Annotated in this window: 9 protein-coding genes; 5 read left to right on the top strand and 4 right to left on the bottom strand. The window is 59.1% G+C overall.

Annotated features, from left to right (window positions below; genetic code table 11):
* Positions 1-71 precede the first annotated feature (71 nt).
* From pepP to soil367_RS13975, 5 genes are all read left to right on the top strand, one after another.
* Positions 72-1,403: a Xaa-Pro aminopeptidase gene (pepP, locus tag soil367_RS13995; protein ID WP_136549681.1), complete on the top strand. Its 1,332-nt coding sequence runs from the start codon at positions 72-74 to the stop codon at positions 1,401-1,403.
* Positions 1,400-2,689 carry a 2-octaprenyl-6-methoxyphenyl hydroxylase gene (ubiH, locus tag soil367_RS13990; RefSeq protein ID WP_136549680.1) on the top strand — a complete coding sequence of 430 codons (1,290 nt, stop codon included), beginning with the start codon at positions 1,400-1,402 and terminating at the stop codon, positions 2,687-2,689. The genes pepP and ubiH overlap by 4 nt, the downstream gene beginning before the upstream one ends.
* Before the next feature lie 59 nt (positions 2,690-2,748).
* Complete coding sequence (locus soil367_RS13985; RefSeq protein ID WP_136549679.1) at positions 2,749-4,020, top strand: UbiH/UbiF/VisC/COQ6 family ubiquinone biosynthesis hydroxylase; 1,272 nt, start codon at positions 2,749-2,751, stop codon at positions 4,018-4,020.
* Positions 4,021-4,592: 572 nt separating this feature from the next.
* On the top strand, positions 4,593-9,554 hold the full coding sequence (locus soil367_RS13980; RefSeq protein WP_136549678.1) for a HAMP domain-containing protein: 4,962 nt from the start codon (positions 4,593-4,595) through the stop codon (positions 9,552-9,554).
* 36 nt (positions 9,555-9,590) lie between these two features.
* Positions 9,591-11,789, top strand: coding sequence for an EAL domain-containing response regulator (locus soil367_RS13975; protein WP_136549677.1), 2,199 nt, complete (start codon positions 9,591-9,593; stop codon positions 11,787-11,789).
* Positions 11,790-11,899: 110 nt separating this feature from the next.
* Here soil367_RS13975 and soil367_RS13970 read toward each other — a convergent pair whose 3' ends face one another.
* From soil367_RS13970 to soil367_RS13955, 4 genes are all read right to left on the bottom strand, one after another.
* Positions 11,900-12,244 (bottom strand): thioredoxin family protein, encoded by a 345-nt coding sequence (locus soil367_RS13970; RefSeq protein ID WP_246065320.1) that lies wholly within the window; start codon positions 12,242-12,244, stop codon positions 11,900-11,902.
* Between the two features lie 2 nt (positions 12,245-12,246).
* Positions 12,247-13,782, bottom strand: coding sequence for an FAD-dependent oxidoreductase (locus soil367_RS13965; RefSeq protein WP_136549676.1), 1,536 nt, complete (start codon positions 13,780-13,782; stop codon positions 12,247-12,249).
* A gap of 406 nt (positions 13,783-14,188) precedes the next feature.
* Positions 14,189-14,515 carry a DUF3135 domain-containing protein gene (locus soil367_RS13960; protein WP_172962353.1) on the bottom strand — a complete coding sequence of 109 codons (327 nt, stop codon included), beginning with the start codon at positions 14,513-14,515 and terminating at the stop codon, positions 14,189-14,191.
* A gap of 162 nt (positions 14,516-14,677) precedes the next feature.
* A complete protein-coding gene (locus soil367_RS13955; protein WP_136549674.1) occupies positions 14,678-16,312 on the bottom strand; it encodes a long-chain-fatty-acid--CoA ligase in 1,635 nt (544 codons plus the stop codon).
* Positions 16,313-16,477 lie beyond the last annotated feature (165 nt).

Genomic DNA, 16,477 nt, shown 5'->3' with positions numbered 1-16,477 from the left:
CTGGGTCTATTCCGGTCACCGCGCACGCCGCAGGGCCACTGCCGTATGCCGTTTTCGGACGAGGAGAGTCTATGAGTTTGTCGATGAGTGAGTTTGCCCGCCGTCGGGCTCGGCTGATTGAGCAGTTGGCGCCTAACAGTATCGCCGTCGTGCCGGCCGCCTCCGAGCGCACCCGCAACCGCGATGTGCTCTATCCGTTCCGCCAGGATAGCGACTTCTTTTATCTGACCGGATTCAGCGAGCCTAACGCTGTCCTGGTGCTGATTCCGGGGCGGGAGCATGGTGAGTCAGTACTGTTCTGCCGCGAGCGCGATCCTGCGAAGGAACTGTGGGATGGCTATCTGGCCGGTCCCGAAGGAGCCGTGGAGCAATACGGACTTAATGACGCATTTCCCATTGCAGACATCGACGAGATTCTGCCCGGCATGCTGGAAGGCAAGGATCGGGTGTATTACTCCATGGGCTTCGACGCCGCCTTCGACCAGCGTCTGATGGAGTGGGTCAATATAATCCGCAGCAAGGTGCGCAGCGGCGCCCATCCCCCCGGCGAGTTCGTTGTACTGGAACACTTCCTCCACGATATGCGACTGATCAAGAGCGCGGCCGAAATCAAGTTGATGGAAAAGGCAGGGCGGATAAGTGCTGAGGCCCATTGCCGCGCCATGCAGCGGTGTCAGCCTGGGGTTACCGAGTACCAGCTGGAGGCCGAGTTGATTCACTGGTTTATGGAAAATGGCGCCAGGTCACCGGCTTATCCCTCCATCGTCGGCGGCGGCGCAAACGGTTGCGTGCTGCACTATATCGAGAACAGCAAACCGCTCAGGGATGGCGACCTCGTTTTGATCGATGCTGGTTGTGAGTATGAGCATTATGCCGCCGATATTACCCGTACATTCCCGGTAAATGGTCGTTTTTCCGAGCCCCAGAAAGCCCTGTATCAGGTCGTGCTTGAAGCCCAGGCTGCGGCTATTGATGCTATCAAGCCCGGCAACCACTGGAATCACCCGCACGAAGCGGCGCTGCAGGTTCTGGTTGAAGGGCTTGTTGAGCTGGGCCTTATCACTGGCATGACTCCGGCCGAAGCCATAGAGAAAGAGACTTATAAGACGTTCTTCATGCACAGGACCGGGCACTGGCTTGGCATGGATGTACACGATGTCGGTGACTACAAGGTCGCCGGCGCCTGGCGAGTGCTGGAACCGGGTATGGTCATGACCGTAGAACCGGGGCTGTATGTTGCGCCTGACAACACCTCGGTCGCTGAAAAGTGGCGCGGCATCGGCATCCGCATTGAGGATGATGTTGTGGTAACCCGGGACGGCGCCCGGGTTCTCACGGCCGCTGTACCTAAAACGATTGCCGAGATCGAGAGTCTGATGGCAGGTGCGCGGACTGCAGCATGACGGCGATAACCCGAAACCAGCTTGATTACGACGTTACCATCGCCGGCGGCGGCATGGCCGGCGCAACCCTGGCGCTCGCGCTTGCCAGGCAAAGTCCGCAGTTGCGGATAGGGGTCGTGGAGCCGTTTGCGGCGGGAGCCGGAGGCGAGACTCCGCTGGCCAGTTACCAGCCCAGCTATGACGCCCGGGCGACAGCCATGTCCTGGGGCACCCGGCAGTGTTACGAGCGTATCGGGGTCTGGGCGGCGCTTGCGCCAAAAGCCACGCCGATCAAACGCATTCACGTCTCGGAACAGCAGCGCTTCGGCAGCAGCCGCATGGACGCAGCTGAGCATGAGCAGCCGGCTTTGGGCTATGTGGTCGACAACGCCTGGACCGGTCTCAACCTTCAGGCCGCACTTCAGGCCGAGGCCGCGATTGACTGGCTTTGTCCGGCCAGAGTAGCTGCAGTCGAAACTACCGGCGAGTGTGCAAAACTAACGCTGGAAGGGAGCGGGGCAGCGTTCGGTGGCGATAAAGCGACGCTCACAACCGGGCTTCTGGTGGTAGCGGACGGTGGACGCTCTCCATTGCGGGAAGCGCTCGGTTTTCAGGTGGAGCACCGCGCCTACGAACAGACTGCGCTGATAGCAAATGTCAGTGCCGCACGGCCTCATCAGTTCGAGGCGTTTGAACGCTTCACCTGTTCGGGACCGATTGCGCTGCTACCTCAGGGGGATCCTGCCCACAGCGAGGGGCGCTGCGGGTTGGTCTGGACAATGCCGCCGCAGGAAGCTGAGCGCATGCGGGGCCTCGATAAGGCCTCGTTCCTCGCCGCATTACAGCAGGCCTTCGGCTGGCGGCTGGGTCGATTTGTCGATGTGGGCCAGCGTTTTTGTTACCCGCTCGTGCTGGAGCGCGTGCGGCAGCCATTGCGGCCTCATATCGTACTGGTCGGAAACGCGGCACATACACTGCATCCGGTTGCAGGGCAGGGCTTCAACCTGGCCATCAGGGGGCTCATGCGCCTGTCTGGCGAAGTCACGCGGGCCTTCGAGGCAGGTGAGTGTCCCGGCGACCTGGCTGTACTTGAACGCTACTGGACAGGCCAGCAGGAGGACGTCAACGGCCTGGTCGCAGCATCCGGCGCTCTGGTTAGCCTGTTCTCCGGCACCCAGCCGAGCCCGATCGAATTGGGCCGGAATCTTGGATTGGTTGCGCTTGAGCTGGTTCCTCCGGCGCGACGCTGGTTTACCCGTCAGGCCATGGGCCTGGGGCGAGGCACTTCAGTGGAGTCGGTACAGTGACGGAAAAGGCGATTCAGAGCCCCGGGGGTCAGCGTGGGGAGAGCCCCGAGGATGCGACAGTGGCAGCCGAAAACGCAGAAGTCGTCCATACAGATGTCGCTATAGTCGGCGGCGGCCTGGTTGGCGCGGCACTTGCGCTGGCTCTGTCACAAGCGCCGGTGAATGTCCTCGTGCTTGAAGGTCAATCTCTGACGGGCAACGCGCCGGCCGGGCCAGCGCATGACGTCAATGATGTTGAACCCCGGGTCAGCGCCATTACCGAAGCGAGCCGGCGCCTGCTCACCGAGTTGGGCGTATGGGAATACCTGCCTGTCAACAGGACCGAAGCCTATCGGCAGATGGTCGTTTGGGACGGTGAAGGCAATGGCGAGATCGTGTTCCACGCCGACGACCTGCAAGTCCCGCAACTGGGCCATATCATCGAGAACCGTGTGCTCCAGCAAGCGCTCGTAGCCGCCATGCGAGATCACTCCCGTATCCGGCTGATGGATCAGGTCGAGGTGACCGCCTGGCAGCAACTGGGCCAGAAGCAGGGCAGCCTGATTCGTCTTGCGGATGGCCGGCAGGTCCAGGCGCAACTTGTGGTCGGCGCCGATGGCGCCAACTCACGGATACGACAATGGGCTGGTTTGCCAATCCGCGAGTGGGATTACGAACAGCAGGCAATTGTCTGCACGATCCAGACTGAAACAGGTCATCGCCATACTGCCTGGCAAAGATTCAGCCTCAGCGGCCCCCTGGCGTTTCTGCCTGTTGCTGGAGCGGACGGGGACGACCACCTGACATCAATCGTCTGGTCCCAGGATACAGCTGAAGCGCGGCGATTGATGGCGCTGGATGACGCCGCCTTCCGCCGCGCCCTGGAGGCGGCTTCCGAATCCAGGCTCGGTCGGGTTGTGGCGGTCTCGCGCAGGCATGCACTGCCGCTGAAGCAACGGCACGCCAAGGTGTATACGGGTAACGGGGTCGCGCTGGTCGGTGATGCTGCCCACACCATACACCCGCTTGCGGGGCAGGGTGTAAACCTTGGCTTTGCGGACGCAGCGGTGCTGGCTGATGAAGTTCGCCGTGGTCTGGTGCGTAACCTCAGCGTATTCGAACCCAACGTGCTGGAACGGTACGAGCGTCGGCGCCAAGGCGACAATCTTGCTGTCATGGCCGGGATGGAGGGCTTCAAACGGCTGTTTGGGCGCGACGAGTTACCGCTCCGTTGGCTACGAAACAGCGGTATGCGCTGGGTCAATCGCCAGGCGCCGCTCAAACGCTGGCTGGCGGCAGACGCCATGGGCCTGCACAAGGGCTTGCCGAGGTTCTCAAGACCTGTGCGGTGAATGGCTGCCGGTCGCTCTTGAAGCATAACGCCAACCCGGTAAACGCCCAGCTTCAAACACTACATGTCCTTAATGCGAGCTGTCTTTAACCTAAATCTAGGTTGTTCATCATTTAGCCGATATAACGCCATATTGGGTTGAGATAAGGTATGTGGTTGGGGTAATTTGCGGGGTTATACTACCCGGCTTTGTCGAAGTCTGGCGCGAGTTATTCAATGCAGCGCTGGAGACTTTCCTCAAGTAGGAAAAACACCACGTAGGACTTTCCTCGCTTAGGAAGCTTTCTTACACGGGACCGTTCCTTCCAGAGAGGCTTTTCTTACACAGGAGCTTTCCTAGCGTAGGACTCTTGCCATGCGGGCTTCCCCATGGAGAATTTTCCTGATGCAGCGGCTTGGGCTGTTTATTGATTTCGGCGCCCCCCTCACGCCGGTTGACCGCCGCCTGCCGAGGAAGCCGGAAGGACCTCTGCACGCCACGGATGCGATCGACGTTCTGATTAGCCGTAATTGAAATGACCTTAAATGAGCTCTAGTTGTTCCCTACTCTCAATTTGAAGGTAAACCCCGCCAATGAACACCGCCGTAACGCCTGATGCCCCCCTGGCCGCCGACGCTGAATTTGACCCTACGGTGCTGCTCGAAGTACTTACCGCGGTCAAGAAAGGGGATTTCTCCCGGCGTATGCCCCTCGACTGGACTGGTGTCAACGGCAAAATAGCCGACACACTCAACGATATCATTGATATAAATGACAAAATCGCGCGAGAGCTTGACCGGGTCAGCAATACGGCCGGCAAAGAGGGCAAACTTGCCCAGCAGGTCTCTTTCGGTGCCGTAGACGGCGCCTGGGCTGCCCAGAGTGACTCGATCAATACCCTCATTTTCGACCTGGCCATGCCCACCACAGAAATGGCCCGGGTTATCGGTGCGGTGGCGAAAGGGGATCTGACCCAACGCGTCATTCTCGACGCCGACGGTAAACCCATGCGCGGCGAGTTCATGCGGACCGCAAAAATCGTAAATACCATGGTGGACCAGTTGGAGTCCTTCGCGTCCGAGGTCACGCGGGTAGCACGGGAAGTGGGTACCGAGGGCAAGCTGGGTGGGCAGGCTGAGGTAAAAGGCGTGTCGGGGACCTGGAAGGATCTGACCGACAACGTGAACGCCATGGCGGGCAATTTGACGGTCCAGCTGCGGGACGTGTCCAAGGTCGCAACAGCCATCGCCCAGGGTGACCTTACCCAGAAAATCACCGTGGACGTTAAAGGCGAGATCCTCCAGATCAAGGACGTGATCAACACCATGGTTGATCAGCTCGGCTCGTTTGCCTCGGAGGTAACCCGGGTAGCGCGGGAGGTCGGTTCCGAGGGGAAGCTGGGTGGTCAGGCCCAAGTACAGGGGGTGGCCGGTACGTGGAAGGATCTCACCGATAACGTGAACTCCATGGCCGGCAACCTGACGGTCCAGTTGCGGGACGTGTCGAAGGTCGCAACGGCCATCGCTCAGGGTGATCTGGGCCAAAAGATCACGGTGGATGTAAAAGGCGAGATCCTCCAGATCAAGAACGTGATCAACACCATGGTCGACCAGCTCGGCTCATTTGCCTCGGAGGTAACCCGGGTAGCGCGGGAAGTGGGCACCGACGGCAAGCTGGGCGGTCAGGCCCGGGTGGAAGGAGTGGCCGGTACCTGGAAGGACCTGACCGACAACGTAAACTCAATGGCCGGCAACCTGACTTCCCAGGTGCGGAACATTGCCGAAGTCACCACCGCCGTAGCCAACGGTAACCTCTCGAAGAAGATCACCGTAGACGTAAAAGGCGAGATCATGGAGCTGAAGAACACCATCAATACGATGGTGGACCAGCTCGGGTCATTTGCCTCGGAAGTAACCCGGGTAGCGCGGGAAGTAGGCACCGACGGCAAGCTCGGAGGCCAGGCCCAGGTTGAAGGCGTTGCGGGTACCTGGAAGGACCTGACCGACAACGTAAATTCCATGGCAGGCAACCTGACCTCCCAGGTGCGGAATATCGCTGAAGTCACCACCGCCGTCGCCAATGGCAACCTCTCCAAGAAGATCACCGTAGACGTAAAAGGCGAGATCATGGAGCTGAAGAACACCATCAACACGATGGTGGACCAGCTCGGCTCATTCGCTTCCGAGGTGACCCGGGTAGCGCGGGAAGTGGGCACCGACGGCAAACTCGGCGGCCAGGCCGAAGTAGAAGGTGTGTCCGGTACCTGGAAAGATCTGACAGACAACGTCAACCTCATGGCGTCCAACCTGACCGGCCAGGTGCGGGGTATTGCCCGGGTAGTAACGGCGGTGGCCGAGGGTGACCTCAACAAGAAACTGACGGTAGACGCCAAGGGCGAAATCGCCTCCCTCGCAGACACAATCAATAATATGATTGATACGCTGGCGATCTTTGCCGATCAGGTAACCAGCGTGGCACGGGAAGTAGGTGTCGAAGGGAAGCTTGGCGGTCAGGCCCGCGTGCCTGGCGCATCCGGCACCTGGAAAGACCTCACCGACAACGTGAACCAGCTGGCCGCGAACCTGACGGCCCAGGTGCGGGCCATCGCCGAAGTAGCCACCGCGGTAACCAAGGGCGACCTGACTCGCTCCATCGGGGTCGCGGCGGAGGGTGAAGTGGCGGTCCTGAAGGATACGATCAATGAAATGATACGTAACCTCAAGGACACCACTGACAAGAACACCGAGCAGGACTGGCTCAAGACCAACCTCACGCGATTTACCCGCATCCTGCAGGGGCAGCGCGAAATGCTGACCGTCTGTAAGCTGATCCTGTCTGAGCTGGCGCCCCTGGTAAACGCCCAACACGGGGTGTTCTACGGCGTCGAGGGAGAAGCTGAGCAGGCCCGACTCGGGCTCAAGGCCAGTTATGCCTATAAGGTGCGGGATGACCTGCCGACCAGCTTTGCATTGGGCGAAGGCTTGGTGGGCGAGTGCGCCCTGGAGAAAGAGCGGATATTACTGACCAACGTGCCCTCGGACTACATCAAGATCAACTCGGGCGTGGGTGAGGCGACGCCGCTTAATATTGTTGTGCTGCCGGTCATGTTTGAAGGCGAGACGAAGGCGGTTATCGAACTCGCTTCTTTCGAGCGGTTCAGCCCTACCCACCTTTCGTTCCTGGGCCAGCTGACTGAAAGTATCGGTATAGTCCTCAACACCATCGAGGCCAACTCCCGTACGGAAGGGCTTCTGCTGCAATCCCAGAAAATGGCGGAAGAGCTGCGGGACCAGCAGGAAGAGCTGCAGCAGACCAACGAAGAACTTGAGGAAAAAGCACACCTGCTTTCCGCGCAGAATATCGAGGTGGAGCGCAAGAACCAGGAAGTAGAAATCGCCAAGCAGTCACTCGAAGAGAAGGCTGCGCAGCTCTCGCTGACCTCAAAGTATAAATCTGAGTTCCTGGCCAACATGTCCCACGAACTACGGACGCCTTTAAACAGCCTGTTGTTGTTGGCTCAGCAGTTACGCGACAATCCTGACCAGAACCTCACCGAAAAACAGGTGGAGTACGCCAAGACCATATTCGCGTCCGGCCACGACCTGCTGAACCTGATCAACGACATTCTGGACCTTTCCAAGATCGAATCAGGCACCGTGACCGCCGATATTGGGGAAGTGTCATTCAGGGACATCGACCGCTTTGTCCAGCAGACCTTCCGGCACATGGCCGAGGACAAACGACTGGACTTCTCCGTGGAACTCGACAGCAGTCTGCCCGCGTCGATCTTCACCGACGAGCGTCGCCTGAAGCAGATCGCCAAAAACCTGTTGTCTAATGCATTCAAATTTACATCCCACGGCTACGTCAGCTTGAGCATCAAGCTCGTGTCCGACGGCTGGGTCGAACAGGCGTCGCTGTCCAAAGCCAACAGAGTAGTGGCATTTGCAGTGAGCGACTCGGGCATTGGTATCTCACCCGACAAGCAGCGGGTTATCTTTGAGGCGTTCCAACAGGCCGACGGCACCACCAGCCGCAAGTACGGCGGGACCGGGCTGGGCCTTGCAATCAGTCGGGAATTGGCCCGGTTGCTTGGTGGGCAGATTGCGCTGCACAGCGCACCCGGCGAGGGTAGTCAGTTTACGCTGTACCTGCCCTTGCACTACCGTTCCAGCATCGGGCCGAACCCGGTCGGGGCGGCGACTGGCCCATCAGCCCGGGATAACGACGGCGCCTGGCATACACTGCGCCCGAACGACCAGACACTGCACAAGCTTTCCGAAAAAGTGAAGGTGCGTGGCAGCGAACCAGACATCCGCCCGGCCACTGTTGTCCCTGAAGAAATCAGTGACGACCGCGTCGATCTGCGTCCCGGCGAGCGGGTGATACTGATCACAGGCGACGATCCTGAGTTTGCCGGCAGGCTCACGGAATTCGCCCATCAGCAGGGGCTTAAAGTGCTGGTTGCGAATCAGGGGCAACCGACGCTTTCTCTGGCGAGTCAATACCAACCCGATCTGATACTGCTGGACATCAGTTTGCCCGGCATGAGTGGTTGGGGCGTGCTGGACTATCTGAAGCACCAGTCCAGTACCCGGCACATCCCGGTATTCCTGATAGCGGAAGAAAAGGACGAGCAGTGGGGGAGGCGCCTCGGGGCGTTGGGTTCAGTCGCCGACCCCAGTCCTGAAGCCCTGGAGTTGATTTACGCCCGCGCCCGCGATTGCATCAACCGAAAAATACGCAAGCTGCTTCTGGTTGAACAGCCCGTCGGGGACGAAGGCAGCCTCTCCAAGCTGCTCGCCCATGACGGCCTGGAAATCGTTCGCATCTCAAGCGGAGACATCGTCGATGCTGCGCTCAGGGCGTTGGATCAGTCCAATGTGGACGGCCTGATTGTCGACCTGCGCCTGGCGGACGAAGCCGGGTTCGAGTTGATCGGTGCTCTCAGCCGGGATCCTGCCTATCGCGCTTTGCCAGTCGTGGCCTACACGCCCGAGTCATTATCAGCCGAGCAGAGCATGCGATTGCGCCAGGCCATACCCGCGCTGACGTTGCGGGTAGCGCGCACGCCAGAGTGGGTGCTGGATCAGATGACGCTCTTCCTGCATCTGCCGGAGGCGGCGCTGCCACAGCATCAGCGGCACATCCTGGCACGGGTCGGCAAGGCTGATCCCCGTCTTGCCGACAGGACGGTACTGATTGTTGACGATGACGTTCGGAATATATTCTCGCTGACGGCGTTTCTTGAGCAGCACCGCATGGTCGTGCTCTCCGCCGAGAACGGCAAGAGCGCCATTGCCCAGCTGAAGAAAAGACCCGAAATCGAAATCGTACTGATGGATATCATGATGCCTGAAATGGACGGCTACGAGACGATCCGGGCCGTAAGGGGAATGCCAGACCTGAAATCCCTACCCGTCATCGCGCTGACGGCCAAGGCCATGCCCGGGGACAGGGAAAAATGCATTGAGGTTGGGGCTACAGACTATATTCCCAAGCCCGTTAATACCGAGCAGCTGCTGTCCTTGCTCCGGGTCTGGTTGTCCCGTTGAATTCACCTGAAGGCAGTACCGAAAGGGTAGTGATCAGTGGATAGGAAACCGAAAGCCAACATCCTTGTGGTGGACGACAATGAAGCCAAGCGTCGAGCGATCTCCGCCGTGCTGGAAGAGCTTGGCCAGAACATCATCACAGCAGCGTCCGGCCACGACGCTCTTCGTGCGCTGCTGTCCGAGGATTTCGCCGTTATCCTCATGGATGTGCAGATGCCTATCATGGGTGGTTTCGAGACCGCCGAACTGATCCGCAGCCGTGGCCGCTCGTCGTGCACGCCTATCATCTTCATCACCTCATACTCCGACGCTGAAACTGACATGGTCGGAGGCTATTCACTTGGCGCTGTGGACTTTATTTTTGCGCCGATCATCCCGGAGATTCTCCGCGCAAAAGTTTCTGTTTTCGTCGAGTTGTTCCATAAAACCCAGGAGCTACGCGCGCATGAGGATCATCTCGAGAGCCTGGTTCGCCAGCGCACGGCTGCCCTGACCGCCGAAATAGCGGAACGCAAGCGCGCTGAGCTGGTGATTCGCAAACTCTCCAGCGCTGTGGAAAAAGTGGCGGACTCGATCTTCATGACCGACACCAGCGGCGTCATTGAGTACGTCAATCCCGCATTCGAGGAAATAACCGGGTTCTCCCATGAAGAGGCGGTTGGGTGCACACCGAAACTGATCAAGTCCGGTCAGCACTCGTCTGAGTTCTACGCGCGCATTTGGGAAACTCTCGGTGAGGGCGAGATCTATCGCGAGGTTCTGATTAACCGGAAGAAGGACGGCCAGCTCTACCACGAAGCGGTCACGGTGACGCCGCTCTTTGACGACCGGGGCGAGTGCACCCATTATATTTTCTCGGGCAAGGACATGACCGAGCGAATGCAGACCCAGGAGCGCCTCCACCATCTGGCACACCACGATATCCTTACCGACATGCCGAATCGCATGCTTTTCGTGGATCACCTGAAGCAGGCACTCAGTCGGGCCAAGTGGCACGAGCGTACCATGGCTATCATGTTTGTTGACCTTGACCGGTTCAAGATGGTCAACGACACGCTGGGCCACGAGGCGGGCGACCAGCTACTGCAGTCCATAGCCGAGCGGATGCAGTCTTGTATGCGCGAAGGAGATATAGCAGCGCGCTTCGGCGGAGATGAGTTCGCGGTCTTCCTCAACGATATTGCCGCGCGCGATGATGTGGTGCCGCTGGCCAAGAACCTGCTTAACGCGCTGGCCACGCCTTTCGTGGTGGCAGGGCAGGAGCTTTTCGTCACTTGCAGTGTTGGAATCAGTATTTTCCCCGAAGATGGCACAGACACCCAGGCGCTAATGCAGAACGCCGACACGGCTATGTACTGGTCAAAGCAACAGGGTGGTAATACATACCATTTCTATCAGGCCGAGATGAATGCTCAGGCGGTGGAACGGCTGAAGCTGGAAAACGAGCTGCGTCGGGCGGTGAAGCGGAAGGAGTTCGTGCTCCACTATCAACCACAGTTCGACCTGAACTCGGACGCTATCGTTGGGGTAGAGGCGCTGTTGCGCTGGCAACATCCCGAGCTGGGGCTGGTGCCACCGCTCAAATTTATCGGGCTACTCGAAGAGACCGGCATGATCGTCGCAGTCGGGGAATGGATTCTTGAAACCGCATGCGTTCAGCTTCGGCAGTGGCGCGACGCCGGGCGTGAGCTGGTGCCGCTTGCCATAAATTTCGCCGAGAGACAGTTCGAGAGCGCCGAACTCGTCAGCCTGATTTCCCGTGTTCTTCAGGAGAACGAGATCGATCCGGCGCTGCTGGTGGTTGAAGTGACTGAAAGTGTGCTGATGGATAACAACGACGCGGTTACAGATGTGCTCGTTGGCCTGAAGGACATGGGGCTCGGCTTTGCCATTGATGACTTCGGTACTGGGTATTCCTCGCTCGGCTTTCTGAAGAATTTTCCCGTCAATTGCCTGAAAATCGACCAGGCTTTTATCCGCGACATTGCCGCCGATGCTGGCGACGCGGCGATCGTCAGCACCATCATTCAGATGGCGGATACGCTGGGTATGAGATCAGTCGCTGAAGGGGTCGAGGGACCCCAGCAGCTGGAGTTCCTGCGGACTCACGGCTGTCACTTCGGCCAAGGGACCTACCTTAGCCCGCCAGGCGACGCCGCAATGATTGCCGCGCTGCTCGCGCCCGTCGCGACCGTCGCCCCATCAGCTCATGAACCCCGCGCCAACGTGTCTTGAACCCGGCCTGTCGACAATGAAAAGCGCGGCCCCAGACTCGCTTCGGTAGATTGCAGCCGACGTCCTCACTGGGAAAAAACCGGCCGAGAAAGGGCGGTTGAGCGCCAGAGCTAATCCGCTATGCGGTTCAGGGCCAGTTCGATCGGTTGGCTTGAGCCGGGACGTACAAGCTTTTCGATGTCCTGGCCGTTTTTCAGGAACACAAGCGTCGGCCAGAGCTTTACGCCGAAGGCTCTCCCCAGGCGCCGGCCTTTGCCGTCTTCCACTTTCAGATGGCGGACGCCGGGGTATGTCTCAAACGCTTCCCGAATCGCGGGCTGTGCCGCCTGGCAGTGACCGCACCAGTTTGTTCCAAATTCGATCACCGCAGGCCCGTCAATCGCCTCCACGTCAGGCCGATCCAGATCCTGAGGGGTGTAATTCTGCACGTAGGTCATAGTTACTCCGTAGGTCATAGTTACTCCGTGTGTTCGCTGCTACTGAAGCCGGTGTCTCTGGCGCCAAGCTTCGGGGTCAATCCTGAAAGCGCAGGCCCTTCGATGACAGAGCCGTCAATCCGGAAGCGGCTGCCGTGGCAGGGACAATCCCAACTGGTGTCGGCACCATTAAAATGGACGACGCATTTCATGTGCGGGCAGATGGCGGATACTGCTGTACAGGTACCCGACGGGTCCCGGTAGACCGCCAGTTTCTCGCCTTCGTGCGTGAGTACTCGTCCCTCGCCGGGTTCGACCTTGTCCAGATCCTTGACCCGGTCCGGGCTCAGGTAGTCCTTTACCAGATCTTTGGTGACTTTGGCGCCTTCCTCGGCCACGCCCTTCAGTGACTTCACAGGGGTAAACCTGCGGGCATCGAAGAGCTTCCCCCACTCATTGGGGCGATCTGTGATCATATCGCACAGTATCAGGCCTGCAAGGGTACCCCAGACCAGACCGTCGGCGGCAAACCCGGTAGCAACGTAAGCGTTATCCTTGCCGTGCATCCGCCCGATGAACGGCAAGCCGTCCGGGGAACTGAATTGCTGGGCGGACCATCGGTGCCTGACAGGCCCGATATCGTAGTGCGCGCTAAGGTACTGTTCCAGCTTGTCGAAATACCCCTTGCCGTGGGTTCCTTCGCCGCCTTTGTGATCCTCGCCTACGACCATGACATAGTCGTTGCCGTTGTAGTGGTAGCTGCGCAGTGAATGAAAGGCATCAATCACCCAAACCACGCCCTCGGGTGTTTCAGTGCCAGACCTCACCCGGGCGCTTACCCCATATTCGCGTGACGGCATCATGCCCGTTTGCAGCACGTCGATGCCTTTGGGGGTATGAGTCGCGTGGACAATATGGCTGGCATGGACTTCCGCGGATGCCGTCTTAACCCGGTTTTCGCGGTAGCTGATCTCAACGACGCCGCTGTTCTCATAGATCTGGGCGCCTGCGGCAGTCGCAGCCCTGGCCAGCTCCTGGGTAAACCGTAGCGGGTTCAGTTGAGCCTGGTTGTCCAGCTTTAGCCCGTGCTTGATCGTCAGCCCGAACAGCGACCCGCTGACCTCCTGAGGAGCAAGCCCGGCAGCGCGGAGCGCATCGACCTCCTGCTCAAGGGATTGAGTTCTCTTCGGGTCGTCGTTGAGTTGCACCCGATACAGGGGCATTCTGGCAAACTGACAATCCATCCCGAGCCGGTCGTTCAGCGACTCCATGTGGTCGACGGCAGAGGCGCGTGCACGCACTAGGTCACGGACAACCTCATCGCCCCACTTGCGGCGTATGGGCTCAAGCCCCTTAGCTACAGTGCTGTAGAGGTTGCCGGTGGAATTGCCGGTGTTGCTCTGGCCGACACGGTCGGCCTCGAGAACGACGACGTCCCGGCCCTGTTCCGCCAGTTGCAGGGCTGTGGTCAGCCCGGTTATGCCGCCTCCGATAACCACCACGTCTGTGGTGACGCTTTGCCTGAGCTCCGTAAAGCCGAGCTCCTCAACACTTGCCTCGCTCCATACCGCGACCATATCGCCTCCCTGGCTGGCTGGTTAATCGTAAGGGTTGAACTGAAGAGTCGAACGCTAAATCCTATCCGTATGCTGGTCTGAAACCATCAGACAGCAGTTCTATTGAGCAGGGTGTAACAGATAGGTTGTAACGGAAATAGGGCGGAGCGCCAATTACCGCTAGGCAATACGACGGGTGTCCTGACTGGGTTGTCTGTTCGCCCACGCGTACCGCTACAGCATTGGGAGACGGCGCTGACTCGCAGGCGCGGCGGTTACCCGTTCAAGGGGCTGGCAGCGCAGGCTCGAAGGCTCTGGCGGCATGCCGTCCAGGCTCTTTGGCAAGTAAACTGGTCGGACAGGCGGCACCGTCGCGGATCGTCATCTCAGGAGGACGCAAGGCAGGGCTGCTGATCAGGGAAGACGACTAATGATGCCGTTGGATCGACACCACGTTGCCTGTTTTATGTGCTGAGGGCGGGCGCTGATGCTCCGGGCGACCTCTGTTCAGGGACTGGCGGAGTTTTTCCAGCGAGCCGTGCATCATGGACTGGATTTCAAGCATGGCCTTGACCGGCGTTTTCGCCAGAGACCGACGGCTGTCGACAACAAACTGCAGGCCACGAAGGCGCTGGTGATGTGCGGGTGGAGTGCTCTGGATAAAGTCTTCCAGCAGGTCGGATCTGAGCTGCTCAAAGGCAGCCGGATCGGTTGAAGCGAGCTTCTTGAGTTGGTCGAACGGTGGCTTTTCCATAAGCGTGGTCCCCGTTGAAGTGCGCGTCGCCGCACGGTTGAGCCCGCGGCATTGGCTGCTTCCGGGCTGGAATGGTCTCCCGGCCTCACGATAAAACACACGGAAGGCGTCCGGAAGACCTGCGATCGCGAACATCAGCCCGCGATCACGTTTTCCAGAATACTACTCCCCGGAAAGACGAAAATCTTTGAAGTCCTCCCGAAGTTTTGCTTTTTGTAACTTACCCGTTGCGCCGTGTGGGAGCTCATCCACAAAAACCACGTCATCCGGTAGCTGCCACTTGGCAATCTTGTCTTCAAGGAATTGCAGCACGCCTGCTTTGTCTACCGAACTGTTGGCTTCGCGCACGACCACCAGTAGGGGGCGCTCGTCCCACTTTGGATGGGGAACGCCTATAACCGCGGCTTCAGCTATTTCAGGGTGGCCCACCGCGGCATTCTCAAGGTCTATCGAGCTTATCCATTCGCCGCCGGACTTGATGACATCCTTGGTCCGGTCGACGATCTCCATATAACCTTCTTTGTCGATTCGGGAGACATCCCCGGTACGAAACCAGCCGTCTGCGTCGAAGGCTTTTTTGGAGGCTTCAGGGTTCTCGTAGTAGCCACTGATAACGGCGGGGCCACGCACCAGAAGCTCGCCCTGGGCGACGCCATCGTGGGGGAGAGACTTGCCGCTGTCGTCGACTATCTTCATTTCGACACCGAACATGGCCCGGCCCTGTTTGGCTTTCATATCGATCTGCTTGTCGAGGGGCAGGTCGCGGTCTTTTGGGCGGACCAGCGAGATCGTCCCGATGGGGCTCATTTCGGTCATGCCCCAGCCCTGGATGGCGTCGATGCCGTGCTTCTCCTGGAATTCCTTCATCATGGCCTTGGGTGCGGCGGAGCCGCCGATCATGACCCGGGACAGCGACCGGAATTTCTCGCCGGTGCTGCGCATGTGGCCAAGCAGACCCATCCAAACCGTAGGCACGCCCCAGGCGTCGGTTACCCCTTCCTCGTTCATCAGGCTGGAGAGGCTGGCGCCGTCGAGTCGGGGCCCCGGAAACACAATTTTGGCGCCGACCATGAGTGCAAAGTAAGGCACACCCCAGGCATTAACGTGAAACATGGGTACAACCGGCAGCAGGGCTTTCTCTTCGCCCATATCCAGCCCCGGTGTCGCCAGCACGCACAGGGAGTGCAGGAGGCTGGAACGATGGGAGTAGAGCACGCCCTTGGGGTTGCCCGTCGTACCCGAGGTGTAGCACAGCGAGGAGGCCGTGTTCTCGTCAAACTCGGGCCACTCCAACTCGTCAGACTGGGCCGCGAGGAGATCCTCGTAACAGTGCACATTGGGCAAAGACGTCTCGGGCATGTGCTCAGCGTCGGTCATGATCACGTAGCCGCGCACACCTTCAAACATGGCCTGGAGTTTTTCTACCAGCGGCACGAACGTGAGGTCAATGAACAGGAACTGGTCTTTCGCGTGGTTGACCACGTAGCCGAACTGATCGGCCGGCAGACGCGGGTTGATAGTGTGACACACAGCGCCAATGCCGGAGATGCCGTAGTAAAGTTCAAGGTGCCGGTAGGTGTTCCAGGCAATTGTGCCGACGCGATCCTCAGGGGAGACGCCGAGCGCCTTGAGTGCGTTGGCCATCTGGCGACTGCGTCGCGCTGCGTCGACGTAGGTATACCGGTGCACACCGCCTTCCACCGCGCCGGAAACGACTTCCTGGTCGGGGAAATTACGGGCGGCGTATTCGATGACCGGGGCGATCAGCAGTGGTCGGTCCATCATCATTCCGAGCATCTTTGCACTCCTTTCTCGTTCGTTGTTGTTGGAATTTCTATATTGGAATCGTTGTTGCTGACACCATTGTTGTTACTGACAACACTATTGCTATTGGCAGCCATTGAGCGATTCTGCAGGACGCCGTTGCACGTTATTGAACGTAAACGGCAGGGACCATAATGG

Source organism: Hydrocarboniclastica marina, assembly GCF_004851605.1.
GTDB lineage: Bacteria > Pseudomonadota > Gammaproteobacteria > Pseudomonadales > Oleiphilaceae > Hydrocarboniclastica > Hydrocarboniclastica marina.
Note: the sequence above shows the minus strand (reverse complement) of the source record. Positions and strands in the feature narration are given on the sequence as shown.